Raw genomic sequence first — 23,118 nt, forward strand, 5'->3', positions numbered from 1 at the left:
GTCACGCGGCGACGGGCGGCTTCTTCGACCACGGGTAGCCCTGCTGCCCCCGCACGTAGCCATACTCGAACAGCTTGCGCATATAGCCTTGGTCGAACGGGGCGGGAGACACATAGGAGAAGTCCTGTCCGATGTAGGCAAGGTTGAAGCCAATCCCGTCTGCCCGCGTCGTGTTGTACATTCGTACGACGTCGTTCATCCCGCTGACCGTGATCATGGTGTCGATCGCCCGACCGACAATGCCGAGGGTTTGTCGCTTCGTGTAGGACCAGTTCGGATCGAGCCGGCCGTTGCGAATGACATAGGCTTCGACGGGCAGGACGCGCTGGCGCGCCGCAGCGCGTTGCCGGCGTTGTTGGGTCAATGAGGGGGGATAGAGGAATGCCTGTGCGAATGCACCGCCGTCCACATGCATCTCCTGGTACGGCCTTCCGTCCACGGTCACATCGATCATTGTCGGCGGAAACGCGCCCGGTATCGCGGCTGAAGCGAGCAGAATGCGGGCGATCGTATCGCGCGCCCGCGGATGCCCGCTCGCGGCGATCGCGCCGACATTCCAGATGACTCCATTCTGCGAATCGAAGTCGCTCGTCCCGATCAACAAGAGGCGGCCGTCATTGTAGGCCGTCGCAAGATCCGCCAGCATTTGCTGATCGAGATAACGGGAAAGCGTGGCGAAGAGAGGCGCATTGTCGGCGAGGGCGTCGTCAATGAGTGCTGCGATCAGGCCACGCTCCTTCAATACGTCCTTCGCGGTGATCCCCGTGTAGACTGCGCGCAGCTTCGAGTCATAGGCGGAGCCAAGGAACGCAAATGGCGCAGTTAGTGCGCCGGTGCTGACGCCCGTTACCCAGTCGAATACGGGACGGTCGCCATGTTCGCTCCACCCGCAGAGTAGCCCGGCGCCGAACGCGCCATCTTCGCCTCCGCCTGACACAGCCAGCATGTTGTATTCCGGGATGTCGAACGGCGTCGCCACCCCGTACTTGAGGCGTCGCCGCTCCGCGGCCTGAGCCAACTCGTCCTGAAGGCGCTTGCCGTCGACAAGGGGATGGAAGCGCTCATTGGCAATGCCGAGCACGGTTGCTCGCGCCATCTCTCCCCGCGGAACCGCAGGTCCCCGGGGAACATCGCCGCAGGCCGACAAGCCCATCAACGCTCCGCCAGCGACGAAAGCTCGTAGAGTGTCTCGACGTTTCATTTCGCCCCAAGTCACCAATTCTGGCATCAATGTGCTCTGCGGAGCCGCGAGGGAACTTGATCTGGGTCAAGTCCGCTGGAAAAGCCGAGCGGCACTTCGTCAGGGGGCGGTCTCCGGACCTGGCCGCACACGTTGCAGATTGTCGATGAGCATGTAGGTGCTCACCAGGAGAACCCAGGCTGGAAAGACGGCAAAGCTCCAGTCGAACGAGTGGCTGCCGAACAGAAGAAACGCCGCCATGACGAGTCCGGGTATCGCCAGCCACCGGCCCACGAATCCGGTACGGATGGCAAGTGTCGAGGTGATCATCATGAACACGCCGGCCATCTTGATGGCGTACACGTTGATGAGGTTGTAGGCGAAGGCGCGGGCCAGCGCGAAGGTCGGCGAGCTGATCAGCGCTTCCGGCTTGGCCATGTGAACGGTGACGATGGCACCGAACACGGCGCCTGCCACAAACAGCATGCCCAGGAACAACAGGCCGCTGCCGAGAAACACCGTCGCAAAGAGACGGTCTTCGGCCTCCGCCAATCGGTCGCGCACGACACCGATGAACCAGAGAAACGCGAGTCCTGCAAACGGGATCAAGTTAATTCCGACGGCAACCCTCTCGAGGGGCGCCGAGAGCCATTGGCCCGGGTCCAGGGGATTTTTTGGTATCGACGATCGAAAAAGTGCGAGCGCAAGGATCAGAAGCACAGCGAAGAGAAGTCCGGCGACCGCAGCGGCCCGGGGCGTGCGGAGGTGCTTGCCGGTAACCGGCCTGATCTGGGTCATTACTGTCCCCTTCGTTTCGCCGAGGCACGTCTAGTCGGCGAAGGCGGCAATGCTGGCCGCGACGCTGAACATGGATTCCTGGCCGACTCTTATGAATCCGGCACCGGGGCGATCCAGGTCCTGGATGAGAATGACCATCGCGGCGACGAGTATGCCTACGAGGTAGACCGGCAGCCGCGAGCGTCTCGTCTGCGACCCGCTCGCATACCCTGCAAAGCCGACCGCGATGGTGGCCACGCCGTATAGCGCGAGCAGAATGACGATCGGCAGGCGGTTTCGCACGGCCATCAGACGCTTCTCCTGATCGTCGATCATTTCATTCAGCGATTGAATGAACAGTCCTGTCGGCACCATCGCGTTGTCCCTTGCCGCGACGGCCTTGGCCTGCTGCCAGAGAGCTTCCTGGATCGCGTTCGACCGCCCGACCATGGTGTCGAGCTCCGCCGAGGTTGGCATATGCCGGGTGATGTCGAGCCGAAGCTGGACATATTCGCGCAGCAGCTTCAGCGTCTCCCCATTATGGGGCGCCGGTAGCAGGCGTGCCCGCAAAGCTGTGGTGCCGATGGCATTTGCCTCGATCAGCACGGCATCGCGCCTTGCTTCGAAGCGTGACAAGGCCATGGCAAAGGTGAACCCGATCATCAGGGCCAACAGGCCGAGGATCGCCCCTTCTAGCGTCGATATGTTGTCCTTACCTTGCTTCGGAGCGCCTCTGCTCAGCCACCGCCCAACCTCGCCGGCGAGCAGGATCACGACCACACTGACCAGAAAAATGACCAGGAGGTCGTGCTCGTTCGGGTCGACCTTCATGACTGGCAAGACCTCCCTCTCCGCGCGGAGAACGTCGGTCAAGACGCGGCGAATGCCAACTAGCCCATGGCTGTTTCGGCGCCCACGTTCATGCCGGCACAATCAACCAATACACCCAGGAATATACTGCGGCTTTGACTTGGCTCAATTTCATCCTTGGCCATCTTCGGCAGCATGGCCCGATCGAGCGGCGCAGGCCCTGCGTGAAGCGAGGACTGAATGAGCAACGTGACGAGACTATCGAGCCGCGCCGATAATGCACCGCCGGAGACCAGGCGCCCTCCCCATTCCGTGCCGGCCGACGATCTCGTCGCGGCCGGCAAGCACCTGCGCGACACTATCCCCCGGTCGAGCCAGGGGGCGTGGAAGCGGACCAAGGATCGCTCCGATCCTCTCGAGATCCTGCGTGCCTCGGACACCGGGCGCATACCCGAGCTCATCCCGATTCGCTACGGCAGGATGCTGCAATCGCCGTTCACTTTTTATCGCGGATCGGCGAGCGTCATGGCCGCCGACCTCTTCACTACGCCCACAACGGACATTCGTGTCCAGGCCTGCGGCGATTGCCACCTGCTCAATTTCGGCGGGTTCACCACTGCCGAGCGCAACATCGTGTTCGACATCAACGACTTCGACGAGACCCTGCCGGCGCCGTGGGAGTGGGACGTCAAGCGGCTAGTCGCCTCGTTCGTGCTCGCGGCCCGGTCGAATGGCCTGTCCGACGCGGCGGGCCGCGATGCCGCGGTGGCATGCGCACGCAGCTACCGCGAGCGGCTGCGGGAAGTCGCCGAAATGAGCCCGCTGGAGGCGTGGTACTCGAGTATCAGCGCGGACGATGTCGTCCACCTCCTCGACGATTCGGATCTGAAAAAGAACGTCCGGCACCGGATCGACAAGGCACAGGAGCAGAGAACGTCGGAGGTCGACTACCCGAAGCTCGCCGAAATGGTCGGCGGCCAGGTGCAGATCAAGGATCAGCCGCCGCTCATTTTTCACATGGATGCGCAGCGGGAAGAGGGGTTCAGGGAGGCGGTGGACGAGATTCTTGCCCAATATCGGCATACGTTGCCCGACGATCGGCGGGCCTTGTTCGATCGTTACCGTCTGGTCGACGTCGCGATCAAGGTCGTCGGGATCGGCAGTGTCGGGCGCTATTGCGCGATCGGCCTGTTCATGTCGTCGTCGAACCGGCCGCTCTTTCTGCAGTTCAAGCAGGCTGTCGCATCGGTGCTCGAACCCTATGCCGGCAATAGCCTCTATGACCACTCGGGCCAGCGCGTGGTGATGGGCCAGCGTCTGATGCAGGCATCCTCGGACATCTTTCTTGGCTGGTTGACCGGTCTCGAAGGCCGCCAAGTCTATGTCCGTCAGCTGCGTGACGCGAAGATCAAGCCATTGGTCGATACCTTCGATCGCAGCATGCTGGAGGTCTACGGCGGGCTTTGTGGATGGACGCTCGCTCGTGCGCATGGCAGAGCGAGCCACCCCTGGTTGCTTAGCGGCTATCTCGGCACGAGCGCGACATTCGACGAGGCGATGGGGGATTTCGCGGTTGCCTATGCCGACCAGGCTGAGCAGGACCACGCGGCGCTCAAGGCCGCCGTAAGGGCCGGCAAAATCAAGGTTCAAATCGAGAAAGATCGATAGCCTGGTCCCTGTGCCGGAGGCTGTCGCACACTGTCGACTTCCCTCCGGCAGGTCCCGCAGCTCGACCGTGCCGCCGTCCTCGAACACCGGATTGCCGGCCAGCAACGCTTCGACCGCGGCGAGGCTTTCGGCCTCGAGACGGATGTAGCCGCCGATACGGTCGGTGATCGGTGACGTGGTGCCCGACTCGCGCCGTCAGACCCCTGAGCCAATGGCGCTTCAGCCGCGGAACGTCCCGGTCTTTACCAAAAATTGGGTGTAGCTCGGTCAGTCGCTGGCCGGCCGGCCGGATCGTCGTGCCTTAACATAAGGCAGTCGGGCATGACCGCTCGCTTCGGTGTTGCCGCTCAATGCGCAGCCGCAATCCCTATGACAGGAACACCCGACGCACCGGGGCGGCGCGTGCCGAGCAGGCGCTGCGCCTCCTCCAGACGGCCGGCCTCGAGACAGGCCTTCATCAAGGTGAAATCGATCAGGTCATGTTGTGCGCGGCTGCCGCCGATGCGTTCGTTTTCTCCGGCGAGCGGCGCGAGCGCGTCAATCGCGGCGGAAAAATCGCCGCGTTCGAACGCCGCGAATCCGCGCGACAGCGAAGGCAAATAGGAGCCCGATGGGTACCGGCCCTCGCGTGCCAGCGCCTCCATCTGCCTGACGCGGGCATCGAGCCCGGCATCATCACCCATCACCGCCTGTGCCAGGATGACGTGCAGGTCGGCGAGGCCGTTGCCGGGCTGCGGCAGCGCGCTTTTTCCGTACTCGTATATCGCGCGCCAGGCGGCGGCGTCGCGCGGGTGGCCGGCGAGCTCGGACCGCCACAGGAACGCCGCGCCATCCGACACTCTCTGCTGCGGCCCGCCGCTGTGCCGGTCGAGGGCGATGGCGTCCCGATACAGCCGTACCGCCTCGTCCCAATGGCCGGCCTGGAGCTCGAACAGCGAGAGATGCCAGCTCAGATGGCCATGGAAGAAGCCATCGCGCGGATAGGTCGCGAGCCAGGACGACAGGTAGGCGCGGGCCGTGTCCGGCTCGCCACTTTCGTAGCAAACATGCGCGAAGCCGTGCGCGCCATGGGCGTTGTTGGGGTTCGCCGCGACGGAGCGCTCGATCTTAGGCCGGGCCGCGGCGAGCTGCCCGTCCTCGGACAGCGCCATGGCATGGTGGGACAGGAACCAGAAGTCGTCGCCCCAATGCGGGGCGAGGCTGTCCATGAGCGCCGCGATATCGTGCTTCTGTCCGAGGCGCCCCGAGGCGCCGATCAGTCCGTTGGGATTGGCCGCTGTGGAGAGCACCAGAGCGTCGCGCGGCCATGCCGCCAGATGCGTGTACAGGGCGGCGATCGCGGCGTCGGTCCGCCCCGCGAACACCAGCTCAAGGAACGCGATGTGGCTGGATTCGCGCGGCGGCAAACCGGCCGCGAGATTGCTGGCAGCGGCCAGGGCCGCCCGTGCCGCCGGCACGTTTCCTTCCCGGATCAGCACCTGGGCCTTGCCGCTGTGGGCCAGGGCAAAGCCGGGATCGGCAGCGATGGCGCGCTCATAGGCTTCAAGGGCGCCGGGATAGAAGGTCAGCGCCAGATCGCAGCCCTGAACGTAGGCGTCCCGCGCGTCGGCGGACGTCGTCGACAGGGCCAGACCGTATCGATCTGCGTACATATGGATCACCCCGGTGGGCTTGTTGAGAAGCGACCGCGTCCTTTGCCGCCAGCCGTCCTTCAATCCTTGCGTTGAACCGCGATGATGGCGCGGCGGTGGGTGCCGTCGCCGACCTTCTTGTCCTCGTCGTGCGCCTCGACCTTGAAGCGGAGCTTGCGGCCATCGACCTCGAGCAGCTCGGCGCGCACCGTCACCTTCTGGCCCTTCGGCGTGGCGCCGAAGTGCTTGACGTGCACCTCGAAGCCGACGGTAGTGTGACCTTCGGGGAGATGCGCCTGTACGGCCTCGATGCCGGCCCGCTCCATCAGGCCGATCATGTTCGGGGTGGACAGCACGCCGTCGCCGCCCATGTGCTTGACCACCAGACTGTCATCGACCGTCCTGACGATCTCCGCCTTGAGTCCCGGCTTCAGGTCATCCGCCATGTGTCTCTCTCCCAGGTTTGTCGCCGGCTTAGTACATCACGTCTCCCCCGTTGGGCGACAGGGTCGCGCCAACATAAAATCCGCCGTCCGGACCGGCCAGCAGCAGGGCGGTCGCGGCGATTTCCTCCGGCCGGCCGAATCGGCCCACCGGCAGCGCATCGATGAAGGCCTGGCGATCCTCGGGTGTCATGGTCGCCGTCAGATCGGTGACGATCGGGCCCGGCGCAATGGCATTGACGCGAATGCCTCTCGGTGTCGCTTCCCACGCCAGCGCGCGCGTGAAGCCCATGATCGCGGCCTTGGCGGCGGAGTAGGGTGCCGAATTGACAGCGCCCTTCAGGCCGCGCTGCGAGGCGACGTTGATGATGCAGCCCTGCCCCCGCGCCATCATCGCCGGGTAGACCGCCTGCGCCATGAAGAACATGCCCTTCAGATGGACGGAGATCACCCGGTCGAACTCCTCCTCGGTATAGGCCTCGAACGGCTTGCGGATGTTCATGCCGGCATTGTTGAACAGGATGTCGACCGGCCCGAGCTCGCGCGCCACCTGGCCGGCGAAGGCCCGCCCCGCCGCAATGTCGGCCACATCGACCGAGCGGTGCAGGGCGCGCCGGCCCAGGGCGCGGATCTCGCCGGCGGTTTCGTCGGCTTTGCTGTCGTCGTTCAGGTGGCAAAAGGCGATGTCCGCGCCTTCGGCGGCGAAGGCGAGTGCCGTGGCACGGCCGATCCCACGCGAGCCTCCGGTGATCAGGGCGATTTTTCCTGCGAGCTTCATGCTGTTCTCCTGGCGTCTTGCGGTACTCTCGCGGCGGTCGTTCACCGACGAGAAAAGATCATGATGACCATCAAGAGAGAATGGAATGAATTGCCGGGAGCAGTCACGCTCATCGATGCTCACCACCACCTTTGGGACCTGAAAGCGAGCCGCTATCCTTTCCTCACCGATCAGCCCGAGCCGCACTTCTTCCTGGGCCCGTATGATGCGATCAAGCGCAACTACCTGCCGGAAGACTATCTGCGGGATTCGGGCGCCCACAACGTCCTGACGACGGTGCATTGCGAAGCCGAGATGGACCGCTCCCGGCAGGTCGCCGAAACGCGGTGGCTGACCGACGTGAATGCACGCTACGGCTTTCCGGGCGCCATTGTCGCGCACGCCTGGTTCCATACCGAGAATGCGGAAGAGATCATTGCCGCCCAGTCGCAGTTTCCGCTGGTGCGCGGGATCCGGTCGAAGCCAGTGACTTCCGTTCGTCCCGGGACCGGCACGCCTGGCGCGCCGGGCACCATGCAGGACGACAAATGGCTGCGCGGCTTCTCTCTCCTCGAGAAGTACGCACTGTCCTGGGATCTCCGCGTGCCCTATTGGCACCTCGCCGAAGCCGCCGAAGTGGCACGGCAGTTCCCGCGCACCCTGATCGTGCTGAACCATACCGGCTTCCCCTGGGATCGCAGCGAGGAGGGACTTGCGGCATGGCGCCGAGGCATGGAGGCCGTGGCGCGCGAGCCGAACGTTCACGTCAAGGTTTCTGAGTTCGGCTTGAAGGACAGCGCCTGGGATTACGAATCGAACCGAAGGGTCGTCATGGAGGCGATTGCGATATTCGGCATGGAACGATGCATCTTCGCGAGCAATTTTCCCGTTGCCGGATTGCGGATAGACTACGACACGCTCGTCCGCTCTCTCGACCGCATGCTCGCGGACCATTCGCCGGCCGATCGAGACCGCTTCTTCTGGAAGAATGCCGCGTCCTTCTACCGGCTCCCGGTCGGCTGAGGGAGGCGATGCATCGCGCGGGCAAGCACGTGAACGCCGGCAGCGAAGTCCCTGCGGTCCAGAGCTTCCTCCGAGTTGTGGCTGCCGTTCGCGTTGCGGATGAGGAGGACGGCACACGGAATGCCTGCGCGTGCGAACATGGCCGCGTCATGTCCGACTGTGGGCATGCGGCAGGTCGCTATTCCGAGCGGCCGGGCGGCGTCCTCGATCAGCGCGATTAGCTGCCCGTCCATCGGCGTCGGCGGCGTTCCGACCTCCCGACCCAATTCGAAGGTGACTCCTCGATCTTTCCCGATACCCTTGATCAGGTCGAACAGAAGGGCTCGCGCCTCATCCAGTGAGGTCTTCGCGGCCGCTCCGATATTCAGGCTGAACTTCACTTCTCCGGCCACCTTGGTCATGGCGTGCAGCACCGCATCCGTCGAGAACTTGCCGACGGTGAAGACGAAGTCTTCGTCTCCTCGAGCGATCCTGTCCTTCCAGAATCCATCGAGACCAAGCGCCAGCTCCGCCACGGCGAGAACGGCGTCCCGCCTGAAACGGCGCGGCAGTGCAGCCGAATGGCCATAGGCGCCGATGCAGCGCGCGTCGGGAAACCGGACATTGCCGCGCACCGCGGTGGCAATGCCGACCGGAATGCCGTCCGCCTCGAGGAGCGGTCCTTGCTCGATATGGAGCTCGAGAAAGGACGTGACGAGATCGGAATTGAGCAGGGGTGCGACGGCTTCGACCGTTCGTGGGTATCCCAGCTGCCAGATGTGATGCCGCAACGATTGTCCGCTGTCTGATCTGACGAGATCGCCGATCTCATCCAGTGTCGACAGGCCCAGCAGGAGCCGGCTTCCGAGATAGGCCGTCCCGAACCAGGGACTCTCCTCGCCTCGCATGGCCACGACCCGAAAGGGCTTGGTCCGGCTGGCCGGATCGGCATTTGCCGCGGCGAGCACGGCAAGGCCTGCCGCTATGCCGGCAAGGCCGTCGTAGTTGCCGCCGTGCGGTACCGAGTCGAGATGCGAACCGGTCGTGACACAGGGGGTCGCGGGATCGACGCCGGGCAGCAGCAACTGGATGTTTCCAAACGCGTCGTTCAATACCTGCAGACCATGACGACGGGCAAAGATGCGGACACCGTCCGCGGCGATCTCGTCGTTCCTGCTCCAGGCGGCGCGCGTGATGCCGGGGCTATCCGTCGTCTCATGGCCTATCCGCTCCAGGAATTCCCAGACTTCGGCAATGCATGAGTCGAGATGAGAAAGAGGGTCGGTCATGGAGAGGCTCGCGGGCAGCAGTTTGATCGTACACGTCAATGCCGGCCCGTGATATCGTTCCGCTGAACCGAAGGACTGCCGGAATCATGCTGACCATGGGCGTTGCGGCTGGTGCGCTGGCCGACACCACGAACGCACAAAATTTGCCGGGGAGAGCGGCCCTCGACGCAAGCTTGCGCGGCGCCGTCGAGCGCAAGGACGTGCCGGGTGTGGTGGCGCTGATCACCGACCGCGAGCGCGTGCTTTACCTGAGCGCCTTCGGCGTGGCGGATGTTGCGACCGGCCGCCCGCTCACGACCGACGCGCTGTTTCGAATCGCGTCGATGACCAAGCCGGTCACGTCGGTAGCGTTGATGCAGCTCGTCGAGCAGGGCCGCCTCGGTCTCGACGAGCCGGCCGAGAAATACCTGCCGGAGCTGCTGGGACTGAAAGTCTTCGAATCGTTCGATGCGGTGACCGGAGATTACCGGCTCCGCCCCGCCGCTCGACCGGCAACGGTCAGGCACTTCCTGACGCACACGTCCGGGCTGGCTTATCCGTTCACCAGCGCGACCTGGCGCGATTTCAAGCCACGCGATGGCGAAACCTACCCGTTTGGCGGACCGCTGCTCTTCGACCCGGGCGAGCGCTGGTATTACAGTACCAGCACCGATGTCGTCGGCAGGCTGGTGGAAGTGGTGTCGGGGCAGAAGCTCGAGAATTATTTCCGCCAGCACATCTTTGCCCCGCTCAAGATGGATGACACGTCCTACAACGTGCCGGAGGCGAAGGGGCCGCGGCTCGTCGCGCAACAGTGGCGGGCCGGCGAGCGCATGGACGGCGCCATCGAGCTGCAGACGCCGCAACCCGGCCTCGCCATCGCGGCGCCGATCGGCGGTGGCGGCCTCGCCTCGACCGCAAGCGATTACGGGCGGTTCGTGCGCATGCTGCTGAACGGCGGTGCGCTGGACGGGGTGCGTGTGCTCAGGGCCGAGACAGTCGCGCTGATGGGTCAGAACCACATCGGCGCGATCTCGGTCCCCGCGCACAAGTCCGCGCTGCCGCGCAGTGCCGACTTCACCTTCATCGCCGACGGCCGCGACAAATGGGGGCTCGGCTTCCTCACCACGGCCGATCAGGTGCCCGGGAAGCGCTCCCCCGGCAGCCTGAGCTGGGGCGGCATCAACAACACATACTTCTGGGTCGATCCCGAGCGCGGCATCGCCGGCGTGATCATGATGCAGTATCTGCCGTTCGCCGACGCCAAGGCATTGGCCGTCTACGATGCGTTCGAGCGCGGCACCTATGAGCTCGTGAGCGCCGAGCGATAAAAGTCCGGTATCGTTTCTTTGGGACTCGGCAACGGGCTTGCACGTTAATTGATGGTCGTGTTGCGTCTGGCCACCCCACGATAATCCCGGGTTATTCCTCGACTATACGCAGGCCGAACTCGTCCAGGCCGGCATCCCTTTGATCTGCGTCAAATGCAACGGCGGCTTGGTCTCGTAGAAAGTTTATCGATGTGCAACTGACAGCCGACAGCGCGCGTGCCTTTTGGTCGTGACCTGCAGCTCGGTGTCATAGAAATGGATGTCCATGCGCTTGTCCTTCCGCGCCGGCGGCCTCCGATGAGCTCGCCACACATTCAATCGGTCCGGAACATGAAATGCGCAGCCCCTTTCCTGCTGGTTCTCCTGGCTTCCCTGGCGGCGCTGCCCGCGAGCGCGGAAGAATCCGGCGATCCTCAACGTGGCCTTACCCTGGTGCGACAAGTCTGCTCGGAATGTCATGCGATCCAGGTGCAGCAACTCCGGTCGCCCAATCCGCGGTCACCCACATTCTCGGACATCGCGACAACGCCAGGCATGACCGCTACCGGGTTGACGATTGCTCTCACGACTCCGCACGCTGGGATGCCGATGTTCCGCCTGAGCAGTCAGCAAAGGGCAGACATCATCGCCTATTTTCTCACCCTGCGGCAGAGCGGCTCGCAACCCGGCAAGTGATGGCCCGTACGACGACGTAGCTCCAACCGGCCGCGGCTCAGGACATGTGGAAGGGACGAACCGAAATGAAATCCATTACAGATCGAGCGGAAGTTGCGATCGATTTCCCGGACAAGGCCTATATGGGCGCCTTTGGAAGGGAATCGTCGTTCGATGTCACGGTTGAGCCCGACGAAGTGTTGCTGCGAATCGTCCGCCCTGGGGAGGGGCGCCGCGAGATCGCTGTGCACCTGCACTACTACCTCCTTGCCGATGTTCTCAAGGAGCTTGGTCAGGGGCTAGCCAAGAATAGCGAGCTGGATGAGAATCATTTTCGGGCGCTGTGCGACGGCGCCGAGGCGCTGGTTCAATCGCTCAAGGGCAACGCATCGCGACGGTCGCATGGAGGGAAGGACCTGGACCTCGACAATACAACGGGCTTGCACGGCCGCCGATAGTCGTGTTGCGTCCGGCCATGCCGACCGACAAAGCCAGGGTATTCCTCGACTACACGCAGGCCGAGCTCGACCAAGCCTACGACCAGCTCCATTGGGCGCCGCAGCGCGACGCCATACAGGCCGAGATCCGCAAGGACTGCGAGGCGGTGCGTCAGTCCATGCCGCCGCGCACCGAGCGCTACGGTAAGAGCGAGGTGCAGTTCCTCGATATCTTCGCGCCGACAGGAGCGTCGCGGGTGCCGGTGGTTGTCTACCTGCATGGCGGCGCCTGGCTGCGCGGCTCGCGTCAGGACTGCGCCTATCCGGCGCCGGCGGTGACCGGCCGCGGGGCGGCGCTGGTGGTTCCGGAATTCGACAATGTTGGCGTGGTGCCGCTGCCGCAAATGATCGAGCAGTGCCGCGAGGCGGTCGACTGGACGGTGCGCAACGCCGAAGGCTTCGGTGGCGATCCGGGCCGCGTCTATCTGGCGGGCCATTCGTCGGGTGCCCATCTGGCGAGCTGCGTGCTGCTCGGCAACAGCACGATCAAGGGCGCGCTGCTGATCAGCGGCATGTACGACCTGCACGCGCCGCTGCTCTCGGCCCGCAGCAAGTACGTGAAGATCACGCCCGAGGAACTCGCCGCTGCGAGCGCCATGCGCCATCTCGGCCGCATCCAATGTCCCGTCGCCGTAGCATGGTCGGTCGGCGACAGCCCGGAGTTCCGGCGGCAGGGGCAGGTCCTCACTGCGGCCCTCCAGGGCATGGGCCGGCTGGCAGGCGGCGGCGAAATCTTCTCGGCCAACCACTTCGAGGAGCCGCGCCAGCTCGCCGATCCCGACAGCCAGCTCAGCCGGGTGCTGTTCTCGTTGATGAAAATCTAACGAAGCGATGGGTTCGTCATCGTGAGAGTTTGTGAGTTGTTGATTTCAGAGGGCGTTACGCTGGGAGCGCGGCTCTCCAGAGCCGCTCATGGGCTGTGGCAAACCGAAGAAAGAGCGGCTCTGGAGAGCCGAGCTCCCAGCTACATGACGTCGACTTGGCGAGAAGCTCACACGGGCCGCGTGGCCGGCGTGAGATCCTTCGCTGCGCTCGGGACGACCGGGAAGAGGACTCAGGCGAGCAGGCGGGAGAGCGTCTTCTTGTAGCGCGCGGCGAGGCGTTCGCGATGCCGGTGGCGTCCCTGTTCCACCAGCCGCGTGCCGCCGCGTTCGACCGAAACGATGGCCGCATTGTCGGCGGCGAACAGCCAATGATCGAGAACGGCGTCATCGCGCCAATTCCCGGCATCCAGAGAAACGATGTCGTCGGTCGCTTCCGAACCGACAGCTTGCGCGCCACCGGCCAGCGCGGCTTCGAATAGTCGTCGGCCCGTGGATCGGCTTGCGTCGCCCAGCACGTTGCGCTGGCGATGGATGAGGCGCTGGCCATATTCGAGCGTGCGCAACTCGTCGGCGGCGGAGACGCGCACGTTGGAGTCCGACCCGACGCCGAAGCGGCCCTGCTGGGCGAGGAAGTCCGGCACGTCGAACAGGCCGTCGCCGAGATTGGCTTCGGTGATCGGGCAGAGACCGACGACCGCCTTTGCCTTGGCGATGCGGGCGCGTTCGCCGGCATCGGCGTGGGTGGCGTGGACGAGACACCAGTGTTCGTCGATCTCGACGGTGTCCATCAAGAGGTCGATCGGGCGGCGGCCGTGCGCGGCGAGGCAGTCGTCGACCTCGCGGGTCTGCTCGCTGACATGGATGTGCGCCGGCTGGCCGCGCCAGGTCGTGGCGGCCCACCTGAGGTCATCGAGCGTCACGGCGCGCAGCGAGTGCGGCGCGATGCCGATGCACCCGCCCGGCACCCTGGTTTCCATGATCCGGGCATAGGAGTCGCGGTCGTTCAGGAACCGGCGTTGCGACAGGCTCGGCGGCTGTCCGCCGAAGCCGCTCTGACGATAAAGGACCGGGAGGAGGGTGAGGCCGATACCCACGTCGGCAGCAGCAGCCACGATGCGCTCCGACATCTCGGCAACGTTGTCGTAGGGCCGGCCGTCGGGCTGGTGGTGCAGGTAGTGGAACTCGGCCACCCAGGTGAAGCCCGCCTCGAGCATCTCCATGTAGGCGCAGGCCGCGATCGCCTCGAGGTCGTCGGGCGTCAGCCGCTCGACGAAGCGGTACATCTGCTCGCGCCAGGTCCAGAACGAATCGGACTGGCTGCCGCGCCGCTCGGTCAGGCCGGCCATGGCGCGCTGGAAGGCGTGGCTGTGCAGGTTGGGTAGGCCGGGCACGCGCCCCGTTTCGAGGTGCAATTTACTGGTCACGCCGGGGCTTGTACGGTATCGGGCAACGACTGTTGAGGGGAGTTTTCACATGAAGTTCTACGGCTTTGCCGCGGCGGTGGCATGCCTCGCCGCGACCTCCGCCGGCGCGCAGCAACTGGCGCCCAGCCCGACGCTCGACGCCGTCAAGGCGCGTGGCCACATCGAATGCGGCGTGCATCTCGGCCTGCCGGGCTTCTCCTTCGCCAACGACAAGGGCGAATGGGCCGGCCTCGACGTCGACTACTGCAAGTCGCTGGCCGCCGCCGTGCTGGGCGATGCGACCAAGGTCAAGTACACGCCGACCTCGGTGCAGCAGCGCTGGCCGATGCTGCAGTCCGGCCAGGTCGACCTGCTGTCGCGCAACACCACCATCACCTTCTCGCGCAATGCCACGCTCGGCGTGAACTTCCAGGGCATCAACTTCTACGAGGGCCAGACCTTCGTGGTCCGCACCAAGGCCAAGGTCGCCAAGGTCGCCGACCTCGCCGACGCCACGATCTGCGTCGCCGCCGGCTCGACCGAGGAGAAGACCGCGGCCGACTGGTTCCGCGAGCGGAACCTCAAGGTCTCGATCATCAACTTCCAGAAGAACGACGACGCGATCTCGGCCTACGACCAGGGCCGCTGCGACGCCTATACCGCCGGCGTCGGCGCGCTGGCCGGCCAGCGCATCAAGTTCAAGGACCCGGCAGAGCACCAGATCCTGACCGAGGTAATCTCCAACGACCCGCAGGGCCCGACCACACGCTGGGGCGACGAGCGTTGGCAGCTCGTCGTGCGCTGGGTGCTGAACGCGCAGATCGCGGCCGAGGCGCTCGGTGTCACATCGAAGAACGTCGACGAGATGAAGGCCAAGTCGACCAACGCCGAGGTCCGCCGCCTGCTCGGCGCCGAGGGCAAGTTCGGCGAGATGATGGGGCTCGGCAACGACTGGGCGTACAATATCGTCAAGCAGGTCGGGAACTACGGCGAGAGCTACGAGCGGACCGTCGGCATGGGCTCGGCGCTGAAGCTGAAGCGCGGCAGCAACGAGCTGTGGACCAAGGGCGGCCTGCTGTTCACGCCGCCATTCCAGTGATCGCTGGGAGCGCGGCTCTCCAGAGCCGCTCTTCCTTCCTCTTGCGACATCTCATGAGCGGCTCTGGAGAGCCGCGCTCCCAGCCATGATGAGGTTGCTCCGCGACCGGAAGGTTCGCGACATCCTGTGGCAGGCGGCGGCGACCATGGCCCTGGTCGCCATCGTCTGGTTCTTCGTGCGCAATGCGTCGGAGAACATGATGAAGGCCGGCATCGCCTCCGGCTTCAAGTTCCTCTGGCGCGACTCCGGCATCGAGGTGCCGTTCAACCTCACCGGCTACAAGCCGAGCGACACGATCCTTGCGCTGCTGTGGACGGGCATCGTCAACACGCTGCTGGTCTCGGTCGTGTCGATCGCGGTGGCGACGATCATCGGCTTCTCGGTTGGGCTGCTTCGGCTGTCGCGCAACTGGCTGCTGTCGACCCTGGCGGGCTTCTACATCGAATTCGTGCGCAATATTCCGCTGCTGTTCTTTGTGCTGTTCTGGTACTTCGGCGTGCTTGCCGCCTTGCCGACGCCGCGCGAGAGCTTGAGCGTCCTCGATGTCGCGTTCCTGAACCGGCGCGGCCTGTCGATCCCGACACCAAACGACGTCACCGGCCTGCGGCTGGCGCTGCTCGCCACGCTCGTCCTGTTCGCGGTGCAATGGGGCATCGCGCGTTGGGCGCGGCTGCGGCAGGCCCGGACCGGCCGCGATTTCCCGACATGGTTCGTGGGCTTCGCAATCTGCGTCGTGCTGCCGGTGCTGGCCTTCGTGGCTGCGGGCGCGCTGACCACATGGGAAGTGCCAACCCTTCGCGGCTTCAACTATCGGGGCGGCTTCGTGCTGGTGCCGGAGTTCGTGGCGCTGTTCGCGGCCCTCTCGACCTACACCGCAGGCTTCATCGCCGAGGTCGTGCGCGGCGGCATCCTGTCGGTGCGGCAGGGCCAGATCGACGCCGCCCGGGCGCTCGGCCTCACCCAGGGCAGGATCGTGCGCCTGGTCGTGATTCCCCAGGCGATGCCGGTGATCATCCCGCCGATCACCAGCCAGTACCTCAACCTGATCAAGAACTCCTCGTTCGGCGCCGCCATCGCCTATCCCGAGATCGTCGCGGTGTTCATGGGCTCGGCGCTGGTGTCGACCGGCCAGTCGATCGAGATTATCGCCATCACGCTCGGCATCTACCTGACCCTGAGCCTCGCCGTGTCGGTGTTCATGAACTGGTACAACGCGCGCCACCGGCTGGTGACGCGATGACGACTTTTGCCTTATTGCGCCAGCGCCTGTTCGCCACGCCGCTTGACGCGGCAATCACGCTGGTCTGCCTCTATATCGTCTGGCGCGTTTCCGTGCCGCTGGTCCACTGGCTGCTGCTCGACGCGACCTGGAGCGGCACCAGCCGCGACGACTGCAACGGGGCGGGCGCCTGCTGGGTGTTCGTGCGCATGCGCTTCGGCCAGTTCATGTACGGCCAGTACCCACTGCCCGAACGCTGGCGGGTCGATCTCGCTGGAGTGCTCTGGGTGTTGGCGACCCTCGCCTTGTCGTGGCGCAATTTGCCACATCGCAGCACCGCGGCATTGGCCACCGCAATCGTCCTTCCGCCGCTCGGCATCGTGCTGCTGCATGGCGGCTGGGGGACCGGCCTGAAGCTGGTCGAGACGCGCGAATGGGGCGGGCTGATGCTGACGCTCTTCCTCACTGTCTATGCCGGCTTGATCGCCATCCCGCTCGGCATCCTGCTCGCGCTCGGCCGCCGCTCGCGCCTGCCGCTGATTCGCTTCATCTCGGTCGTGTTCATCGAGTTCTGGCGTGGGGTGCCGATCATCACCGTGATCTTCCTGGCCTCGCTGCTGCTGCCGCTGATCGTGCCGACCGGCTTCGACGTCGATCGCCTGGCGCGGGCCGTGATCGGCCTGGCGTTCGTGATCGCAGCCTACATGGCCGAAGCCGTGCGGGGCGGCCTGCAAGCGCTGCCGGAGGGCCAGTCCGAGGCGGCGCAGGCGCTGGGGCTGGGCTACTGGCGTATCCAGCGCATGATCGTGCTGCCCCAGGCGTTGCGCATCGCGCTGCCGGCGATGACCAACGAGCTCATCGCCCTGTTCAAGAACACGACCCTGGTGCTGATCGTGTCGATCTTCGATCTGCTGGGCATCGCCCAGGCAGCGCTCGCCGACCCGGCGTGGGTCGGCATGAACATGGAAGCCTATGTCTTCGCCGGCGCCATCTACTGGATTGCCTGTTTCGGCCTTTCGCAGTGGAGCCGGCTGCGCGAGAAGCGCCTGCAGATCGCGCACGGCCGCTGAGACCCCATGGTCTTCGCTGGGAGCGCGGGTCTCCAGACCCGTGCTCCCAGCGATGTGTGAGTTCGCTACGGCAGATGCGCCGAGCCCGCCGGCCTGCCGGCGGCGCCGAATTCGGCGGCGACGCGGCTGGGATGCCGGGCGGAACATCCAACTCAAATCAAGTTGATTGTCGTCCCGGCACGATCGAGCCAATGTTTGCGAGGACACAGATCACAAATTAGGGGCGCTCTCGATGTCGACTGAACGACCGCCCGCAGGCGATTCCGACCGCTATGGCCTTGCCGCGCTGACCAAGCCGGCGGCGCTCGTGCGCCTTGCCGGCATCGCAACGGTGGTGTTCGCCATCGCCGCTGCCTTCGCCGGAACGGCCGGGTGGTTCTCACCCGGCCGCCTCGATCCGGCGCGCATGATCGACCGGTTCGAGGCGGTGAACGGCCAGCATCCGGGCTTTCGGCGCAACCATGCCAAGGGCGTATGCCTCACCGGCTGGTTCGACAGCAACGGTGCGGGTGCGCGTCTGTCGACAGCCTCCGTATTTGCGATTGGCCGCCTTCCGGTGATCGGCCGCTTCGCGCTGGCGGGTGGCCTGCCGATGATGCCCGACGGGCCGAGTGCCGTGCGCAGCCTTGCCCTCGAATTCAGGCTGCCGGGCGGCCAGCAATGGCGCACTGGCATGAATGATATTCCCGTATTCCCCCTGAAAGATCCGCGTGCCTTCTACGAGCAGCTTGGGGCGACGGCACCCGATCCGAAGACCGGCAGGCCGGACCCCGCGGCGGTGCAGGCCTTCTTCGCCGCCCATCCCGAGAGCGCACGGGCGCTGGCGCTGATCAAGGCCCAGCCCTTCTCCTCGGGCTTCGCCAATGCCACCTACAATTCGCTCAATGCCTTTGTCTTCGTCGACGGCGCAGGCACGGAGCGACCGGTACGCTGGTCGATGGTGCCTCTCGATGCGTTCGCGCCGGAGCCCGCCGATACGCCGGCCGACAGCAACTATCTGTTCGACGCCCTGGCGACGCGGGTGAAGAGCGCGCCGGTGCAGTGGCGTCTCGTGCTGACCGTAGGCCGGCCGGGAGATCCGACCAACGATGCCACGCTGCCCTGGCCCGCCGACCGTGAGCATGTCGATGCCGGCACGCTTACGGTGATGGCGCTGCAGGGCGAGGACACCGGCGCCTGCCGCGACGTCAATTTCGACCCGCTGGTGCTGCCAACGGGCATCGCCGCATCGGACGATCCGCTGCTGTCGGCGCGCTCGGCCGCCTACTCGCAGTCCTTCACGCGGCGTGAGGGCGAGGCCAAGCCGCCGAGCGCGGTCCGTCCCGACAAGGGGAGCTGAGACATGGCCCGACCGTTCCCGCTTCTGTCGCGCCTGCTGCACTGGACGATGGCGCTGCTGATTCTCGCCATGTTGTTCATCGGCGTGGCGATGGTCTCGTCGCTGTCGGACTACCACCGGCTGGTGGCGATCCACCGGCCGCTCGGGATCCTGTTGCTGGTTCTGGTGGCCGTGCGCCTGGTCAATCGCCTGCTGTCGCCTCCGCCGCCCTTGCCGGCCGCCATGCCGGCGGTGTTGCGGTTGGCGGCCGAGGCCTCGCACTGGCTGCTTTATGCCCTGATGTTCGCCGTGCCGGTGGTCGGCTGGGCCATGCTGTCCGCGGCGGGCTATCCGATCCAGCTCGTGGGCGCCGTGTACCTGCCGCCGATCCTGCCCCACGACCGCGCGCTCTATGCCATCCTGCGGCCGGCGCATACGGTGCTCGCCTTCCTGCTGTTCGCCACCTTCCTCGCCCATCTCGGTGCGGCTCTGACTCATGCCCTTGTCTTCAAGGACGGGGTCTTTCGAAGCATGGTGAAGTGAAGAGGAAACGGCATTTATCCTTGCAGATCGGGAACGGCATTCCCGATTTGCAAGGTTGATGTGCCTACCGGTTGAAGGCTTCCGGTCAGGCCGCGAAGGAGCGCAGCACTTCGCCCGGCCGGCTCTTGGGATCGGCGCAGAAGCCCTTCGCGTCGGACACCTGCGCGCCGTTGATCCAGACGCCATGCAGCCCTACCGCGCTTGTGGTGAGCCGAGCGGCACCCGCGGGCAGGTCGTGCGCGCGGCGCTTGGGGCCACGCGCGACAGTCGCCTTGTCGAACAGCATCAGGTCGGCCGCATAGCCCTGCTTGAGCAAGCCGCGGCCCTGAAGGCCAAACAGCTTCGCCGGCTGGCCGCTCAGGCGATGCACGGCTTGCGGCAGGTCGAGCACGCCCAGATCGCGGCTCCAGTGCCCCAGCAGATGCAGGCCGAAGGCTGCGTCGCAGAAGAAGGTGAGGTGGGCCCCCGCATCGGAGAGCGAGATGTGCGTGTTGGGGTCGGCCAGGATCTTGCCGACTTCCTTGTCGTCGTTGTGCAGCAGCTGGGCCACGAACAGCGTGTCGAGGTTTTCCGACAGGGCGAAGTCGAGGATGCAGTCGAGCGGGTCCTTGCCGGCCTGCTTCGCCATCTCGGCGAGGGTCGACCCCTCCAGCTTGCGGTTCTCCTCCTTGGCCGTCTCGACGACGAACAGCTTGTTCCATTCGCTGTTGAACAGCAGCCGCCCACGCCGCTCCGCAAGCTCGTTGCGCACCGACGCGCGCCATGACGGGTCGCTGTAGATCTTCTTGAGCTCGGCCGGATCGTGCGCGGCCATCGCCGGCTTCCAGGCCTGCATGCTCTCGAACAGGTACGGGCTCTTGAAGCTGAAATCCATGCTGAGCGGGCAGCACGAGGTCTGCGCCACGAGCTGGTGCCCGCGCGAGCGCGCGGCGTTGACCTGGTCGAGCGTGGTGAAGGCCGCCGTCGGATTGGTGTTGGAGTGGAAGAGGGCGGCGATCACCACCGGGCGCCTGGCCTCGGCCGCGATCTCCTCGAGGTAGGGGATCGAGGTCTTGCTGCCCTTGGTCAGCATGTAGACACCTTTGCCGCCTTCGCCCATCGCGTTGACCAGCGCGCGCAGCTCCTTGTCGTCGGCCAGCCGCGACGGCATCGGCGTGCCGCCCTCGCCGTTGTGCGCTTCCGCCGTCGAGGAGGCGAAGCCGACCGCGCCGGCCGCCATCGACTCGCGCACGAGATCGGCCATCCGGGCGACCTCGTCGGCCGTCGCGGCGCGCTCCGTCGCTTCCTCGCCCATCACGAAGGTGCGGATCGCCGAATGGCCGGCGAAGCACGCGACGTTGGGGCCGACGCCCTGCTTGCCCAGCATGTCGAGATATTGCGGAAAGCTCTCGAAACCCCACTTGATGCCGGCGCGCAGCGCGTCGAGCGACATGCCCTCGACATGCGTCAGGTGCCGCATGGTGAGGTCGCGGTCCTGCGGCTTGCACGGTGCGATGGTGAAACCGCAATTTCCCAGGATGGCCGTGGTGACGCCGAGCGCGGGCGAGGGATCGACGAACGGATCCCAGGTGATTTGCGCGTCGTAATGGGTGTGGCCGTCGATGATGCCGGGCATGAGCGCCAGCCCGTCGGCCTTCACCGTCTCCTTCGAGGCGCCGAGCTTCGGGCCGATTTCGGCAATCCTGCCGCCGGTCACGCCCAGGTCGCCGCGCACCGGCTTGGCGCCGGAACCGTCGAAAATCTCCGCGTCCTTGATGACGAGATCGAACATGGCCGTTTCCTCCGTTGCCCCCTTATACTACGGCTCATGTGGCGTTTGCTTGCGATTGCATTCCTGCTGCCCTGGGCTGCCGGCGCTGCGCATGCCGAAACGGTGCATTTCGCCTCCGTCGCGGTCGGCACCATGCCGGCGGGACCGCAACTCTCTGGCTGGCTGATCAAGCCGCCCGGGCCCGGCCCGTTTCCCGCGATCGTCCTGGCGCATAGCTGCGCCGGCGTGACTCCGCACACCGATGCCTGGGGCGCCCGCTTCGTGAAATGGGGCTACCTCGTGCTCGCTCCCGACAGCTTCAATTCGCGCGGCACGAATGCCGTGTGCACTACGCCCAACGTCGTGACTCCAAATATGCGCGTGTCCGATGTCGCCGGGGCGCTCGATTTCCTGGCCACGCGACCCGAGGTGATCGCGGGCCGGATCGGGCTGATCGGTCACAGCCACGGCGGCTCGACGACCTTGCGCTCGATGCAGAAGTCGTTCGACCTGAAGGCGCACGGGCTGCGCGGCGGCGTCGCCTACTATCCGGGCTGCGCGCCGGCGTTCAATGCCGGGATCGACCTGCCGGTGCTGGTTCTGATCGGCGACAAGGATGACTGGACGTCGGCCGATGCATGCCGTCGCCTCAAGCCGGACCGGCCCGAGCTCGTCGAGATTGTCTACTATCCGAACGCCTACCACTCGTTCGATTCGCGCGCGATCGATCGCAACGTGCCGGGCGCATACGGCAAGACGCATCATCTCGCCTATGATCCGGTCGCTGCGCTCGATGCCGAGGCGCGCACCAGGATTTTTTTCGACAAACTACTGAAGCAGTAACGGAGGAAACGATGCGAGTGGGATTCATCGGGCTCGGGCTCATGGGCTCGGGCATGACCAACAATCTTCAGAAGGCCGGGCACCAGCTCGTGCTGCACGACCTGCGGCGTGAGGCGGCGGAGAAGCTGATCGCCAACGGCGCCGAATGGGCCAATTCGCCGCGCGACCTGGCAGGATCGTGCGAGGTCGTTTTCACCTCGCTGCCCGGCCCGCCGGAGTTCGAGGCGGTGGCGGCCGGCAAGAACGGCCTGCTCGAGGGCATGCAACGCGGCCAGGCGCTGTTCGATCTGTCGACCAACTCCCCGACCGTGATCCGCCGCCTGCACAAGATCTTCGCGGAAAAGGGCGCGCACCTGCTCGACAGCCCCGTGAGCGGCGGTCCGGCCGGTGCGGCTTCGGGCAAGATGGCGCTATGGATCAGCGGCGACGAGCCGAGCTACAACAAATATCGCCCCGTGATCGACGCGATGGGCGACCAGATCTTCTACATGGGCGATGTCGGCGCGGCGTCGGTCGCCAAGCTGGTGCACAATCTCGCGGGCTACATGGTGAACACGGCACTCGCCGAATGCTTCACGATGGGGGTGAAGGCAGGTGTCGATCCGCTGCTGCTGTGGAAGGCGGTGCGCCAGGGCGCCAATGGCCGCCGGCGCACCTTCGACACGCTGGCCGAGCACTTCCTGCCCAACCACTACGATCCGGCGCGGTTTGCGCTGAAGCTCGCCCACAAGGACGTGTCGCTCGCCACCCAGCTCGGCAAGGAGGTCGGCGTGCCGATGCGTCTCGCCAATCTCACGCTCGAGGAGATGACCGAGGCGCTGGGCCGCGGTTGGCAGGCCCGCGATTCGCGCTCATCGATGATCCTCCAGCAGGAGCGCGCCGGCGTGAAGATCGCCGTCGACCCTGAAGACCTCCGCGCCATCCTGCGAGCGGATAGCAACAACTGACGAACTCGCTGGGAGCGCGGCTCTCCAGAGCCGCTCTTCTTCGGGTTGCCGCACCACATGAGCGGCTCTGGAGGGCCGCGCTCC

General features: G+C 65.4%; 22 protein-coding genes. 13 read left to right on the forward strand and 9 right to left on the reverse strand.

Annotation, left to right across the window (positions count from 1 at the left end; translation table 11 throughout):
* Position 1: 1 nt before the first annotated feature.
* The 3 genes from ACQY8M_RS13855 to ACQY8M_RS13865 form a co-directional block, all read right to left on the reverse strand.
* Positions 2-1,096: a patatin-like phospholipase family protein gene (locus ACQY8M_RS13855; protein WP_428672906.1), complete on the reverse strand. Its 1,095-nt coding sequence runs from the start codon at positions 1,094-1,096 to the stop codon at positions 2-4.
* Between the two features lie 204 nt (positions 1,097-1,300).
* Positions 1,301-1,978, reverse strand: a complete 678-nt coding sequence (locus tag ACQY8M_RS13860; protein ID WP_428672908.1) for a hypothetical protein — start codon at positions 1,976-1,978, stop codon at positions 1,301-1,303.
* A 30-nt stretch (positions 1,979-2,008) separates the two neighbouring features.
* Positions 2,009-2,788, reverse strand: coding sequence for a hypothetical protein (locus ACQY8M_RS13865; protein WP_428672911.1), 780 nt, complete (start codon positions 2,786-2,788; stop codon positions 2,009-2,011).
* A gap of 219 nt (positions 2,789-3,007) precedes the next feature.
* Here ACQY8M_RS13865 and ACQY8M_RS13870 point away from each other — a divergent pair, with 219 nt between their 5' ends.
* Positions 3,008-4,435: a DUF2252 domain-containing protein gene (locus ACQY8M_RS13870; protein WP_428672914.1), complete on the forward strand. Its 1,428-nt coding sequence runs from the start codon at positions 3,008-3,010 to the stop codon at positions 4,433-4,435.
* Positions 4,436-4,782: 347 nt separating this feature from the next.
* On the opposite strand, the gene ACQY8M_RS13875 is transcribed toward ACQY8M_RS13870, so the two are convergent.
* From ACQY8M_RS13875 to ACQY8M_RS13885, 3 genes are read right to left on the reverse strand one after another with little or no spacing between them, the layout of a single operon-like run.
* Positions 4,783-6,150, reverse strand: coding sequence for a tetratricopeptide repeat protein (locus ACQY8M_RS13875; RefSeq protein ID WP_428672917.1), 1,368 nt, complete (start codon positions 6,148-6,150; stop codon positions 4,783-4,785).
* Positions 6,147-6,512 (reverse strand): thioesterase family protein, encoded by a 366-nt coding sequence (locus tag ACQY8M_RS13880; RefSeq protein ID WP_428672920.1) that lies wholly within the window; start codon positions 6,510-6,512, stop codon positions 6,147-6,149. The genes ACQY8M_RS13875 and ACQY8M_RS13880 overlap by 4 nt, the downstream gene beginning before the upstream one ends.
* A 28-nt stretch (positions 6,513-6,540) precedes the next feature.
* Entirely contained in the window at positions 6,541-7,287 is a 747-nt protein-coding gene (locus ACQY8M_RS13885; RefSeq protein ID WP_428672922.1) for an SDR family NAD(P)-dependent oxidoreductase, read from the reverse strand.
* A 60-nt stretch (positions 7,288-7,347) separates the two neighbouring features.
* On the opposite strand from ACQY8M_RS13885, the gene ACQY8M_RS13890 reads away from it, so the two are divergent.
* Positions 7,348-8,289 (forward strand): amidohydrolase family protein, encoded by a 942-nt coding sequence (locus tag ACQY8M_RS13890; protein WP_428672924.1) that lies wholly within the window; start codon positions 7,348-7,350, stop codon positions 8,287-8,289.
* On the opposite strand, the gene ACQY8M_RS13895 is transcribed toward ACQY8M_RS13890, so the two are convergent.
* Positions 8,268-9,557 (reverse strand): hydantoinase/carbamoylase family amidase, encoded by a 1,290-nt coding sequence (locus tag ACQY8M_RS13895; protein ID WP_428672927.1) that lies wholly within the window; start codon positions 9,555-9,557, stop codon positions 8,268-8,270. The genes ACQY8M_RS13890 and ACQY8M_RS13895 overlap by 22 nt on opposite strands.
* Before the next feature lie 86 nt (positions 9,558-9,643).
* On the opposite strand from ACQY8M_RS13895, the gene ACQY8M_RS13900 reads away from it, so the two are divergent.
* The 4 genes from ACQY8M_RS13900 to ACQY8M_RS13915 all read left to right on the forward strand — a co-directional run bounded on the left by ACQY8M_RS13900 (position 9,644) and on the right by ACQY8M_RS13915 (position 12,842).
* Positions 9,644-10,867 (forward strand): serine hydrolase domain-containing protein, encoded by a 1,224-nt coding sequence (locus ACQY8M_RS13900; protein ID WP_428672930.1) that lies wholly within the window; start codon positions 9,644-9,646, stop codon positions 10,865-10,867.
* Positions 10,868-11,164: 297 nt separating this feature from the next.
* Complete coding sequence (locus ACQY8M_RS13905) at positions 11,165-11,542, forward strand: c-type cytochrome (protein ID WP_428672932.1); 378 nt, start codon at positions 11,165-11,167, stop codon at positions 11,540-11,542.
* A 65-nt stretch (positions 11,543-11,607) separates the two neighbouring features.
* Positions 11,608-11,979 carry a hypothetical protein gene (locus ACQY8M_RS13910; RefSeq protein ID WP_428672935.1) on the forward strand — a complete coding sequence of 124 codons (372 nt, stop codon included), beginning with the start codon at positions 11,608-11,610 and terminating at the stop codon, positions 11,977-11,979.
* 17 nt (positions 11,980-11,996) lie between these two features.
* Positions 11,997-12,842: an alpha/beta hydrolase gene (locus ACQY8M_RS13915; protein WP_428672938.1), complete on the forward strand. Its 846-nt coding sequence runs from the start codon at positions 11,997-11,999 to the stop codon at positions 12,840-12,842.
* Between the two features lie 230 nt (positions 12,843-13,072).
* Here the strand turns inward: ACQY8M_RS13915 and ACQY8M_RS13920 are convergent, their stop codons facing one another.
* On the reverse strand, positions 13,073-14,266 hold the full coding sequence (locus ACQY8M_RS13920; protein ID WP_428672940.1) for a formimidoylglutamate deiminase: 1,194 nt from the start codon (positions 14,264-14,266) through the stop codon (positions 13,073-13,075).
* A 49-nt stretch (positions 14,267-14,315) separates the two neighbouring features.
* Here ACQY8M_RS13920 and ACQY8M_RS13925 point away from each other — a divergent pair, with 49 nt between their 5' ends.
* The 5 genes from ACQY8M_RS13925 to ACQY8M_RS13945 all read left to right on the forward strand — a co-directional run bounded on the left by ACQY8M_RS13925 (position 14,316) and on the right by ACQY8M_RS13945 (position 19,494).
* Positions 14,316-15,344 carry an amino acid ABC transporter substrate-binding protein gene (locus ACQY8M_RS13925; RefSeq protein ID WP_428672943.1) on the forward strand — a complete coding sequence of 343 codons (1,029 nt, stop codon included), beginning with the start codon at positions 14,316-14,318 and terminating at the stop codon, positions 15,342-15,344.
* Positions 15,345-15,429: 85 nt separating this feature from the next.
* On the forward strand, positions 15,430-16,584 hold the full coding sequence (locus tag ACQY8M_RS13930; RefSeq protein WP_428672946.1) for an amino acid ABC transporter permease: 1,155 nt from the start codon (positions 15,430-15,432) through the stop codon (positions 16,582-16,584).
* The gene (locus ACQY8M_RS13935) at positions 16,581-17,633 is read left to right on the forward strand and encodes an amino acid ABC transporter permease (protein WP_428672949.1); all 1,053 of its coding nucleotides are present in this window, start codon (positions 16,581-16,583) and stop codon (positions 17,631-17,633) included. The genes ACQY8M_RS13930 and ACQY8M_RS13935 overlap by 4 nt, the downstream gene beginning before the upstream one ends.
* A 232-nt stretch (positions 17,634-17,865) precedes the next feature.
* Entirely contained in the window at positions 17,866-18,972 is a 1,107-nt protein-coding gene (locus ACQY8M_RS13940; RefSeq protein WP_428672951.1) for a catalase family peroxidase, read from the forward strand.
* A gap of 3 nt (positions 18,973-18,975) precedes the next feature.
* Positions 18,976-19,494, forward strand: a complete 519-nt coding sequence (locus ACQY8M_RS13945; RefSeq protein ID WP_428672954.1) for a cytochrome b — start codon at positions 18,976-18,978, stop codon at positions 19,492-19,494.
* An 85-nt stretch (positions 19,495-19,579) separates the two neighbouring features.
* Here the strand turns inward: ACQY8M_RS13945 and ACQY8M_RS13950 are convergent, their stop codons facing one another.
* The gene (locus ACQY8M_RS13950; RefSeq protein ID WP_428672957.1) at positions 19,580-21,265 is read right to left on the reverse strand and encodes an N-acyl-D-amino-acid deacylase family protein; all 1,686 of its coding nucleotides are present in this window, start codon (positions 21,263-21,265) and stop codon (positions 19,580-19,582) included.
* A gap of 36 nt (positions 21,266-21,301) precedes the next feature.
* Here ACQY8M_RS13950 and ACQY8M_RS13955 point away from each other — a divergent pair, with 36 nt between their 5' ends.
* Both ACQY8M_RS13955 and ACQY8M_RS13960 read left to right on the forward strand, forming a co-directional pair.
* The gene (locus ACQY8M_RS13955; protein WP_428672960.1) at positions 21,302-22,087 is read left to right on the forward strand and encodes a dienelactone hydrolase family protein; all 786 of its coding nucleotides are present in this window, start codon (positions 21,302-21,304) and stop codon (positions 22,085-22,087) included.
* A gap of 11 nt (positions 22,088-22,098) precedes the next feature.
* A complete protein-coding gene (locus tag ACQY8M_RS13960; protein ID WP_428672963.1) occupies positions 22,099-23,034 on the forward strand; it encodes an NAD(P)-dependent oxidoreductase in 936 nt (311 codons plus the stop codon).
* Positions 23,035-23,118 lie beyond the last annotated feature (84 nt).

The organism is Reyranella sp., assembly GCF_965279465.1.
Taxonomy (GTDB): Bacteria; Pseudomonadota; Alphaproteobacteria; order Reyranellales; family Reyranellaceae; genus Reyranella.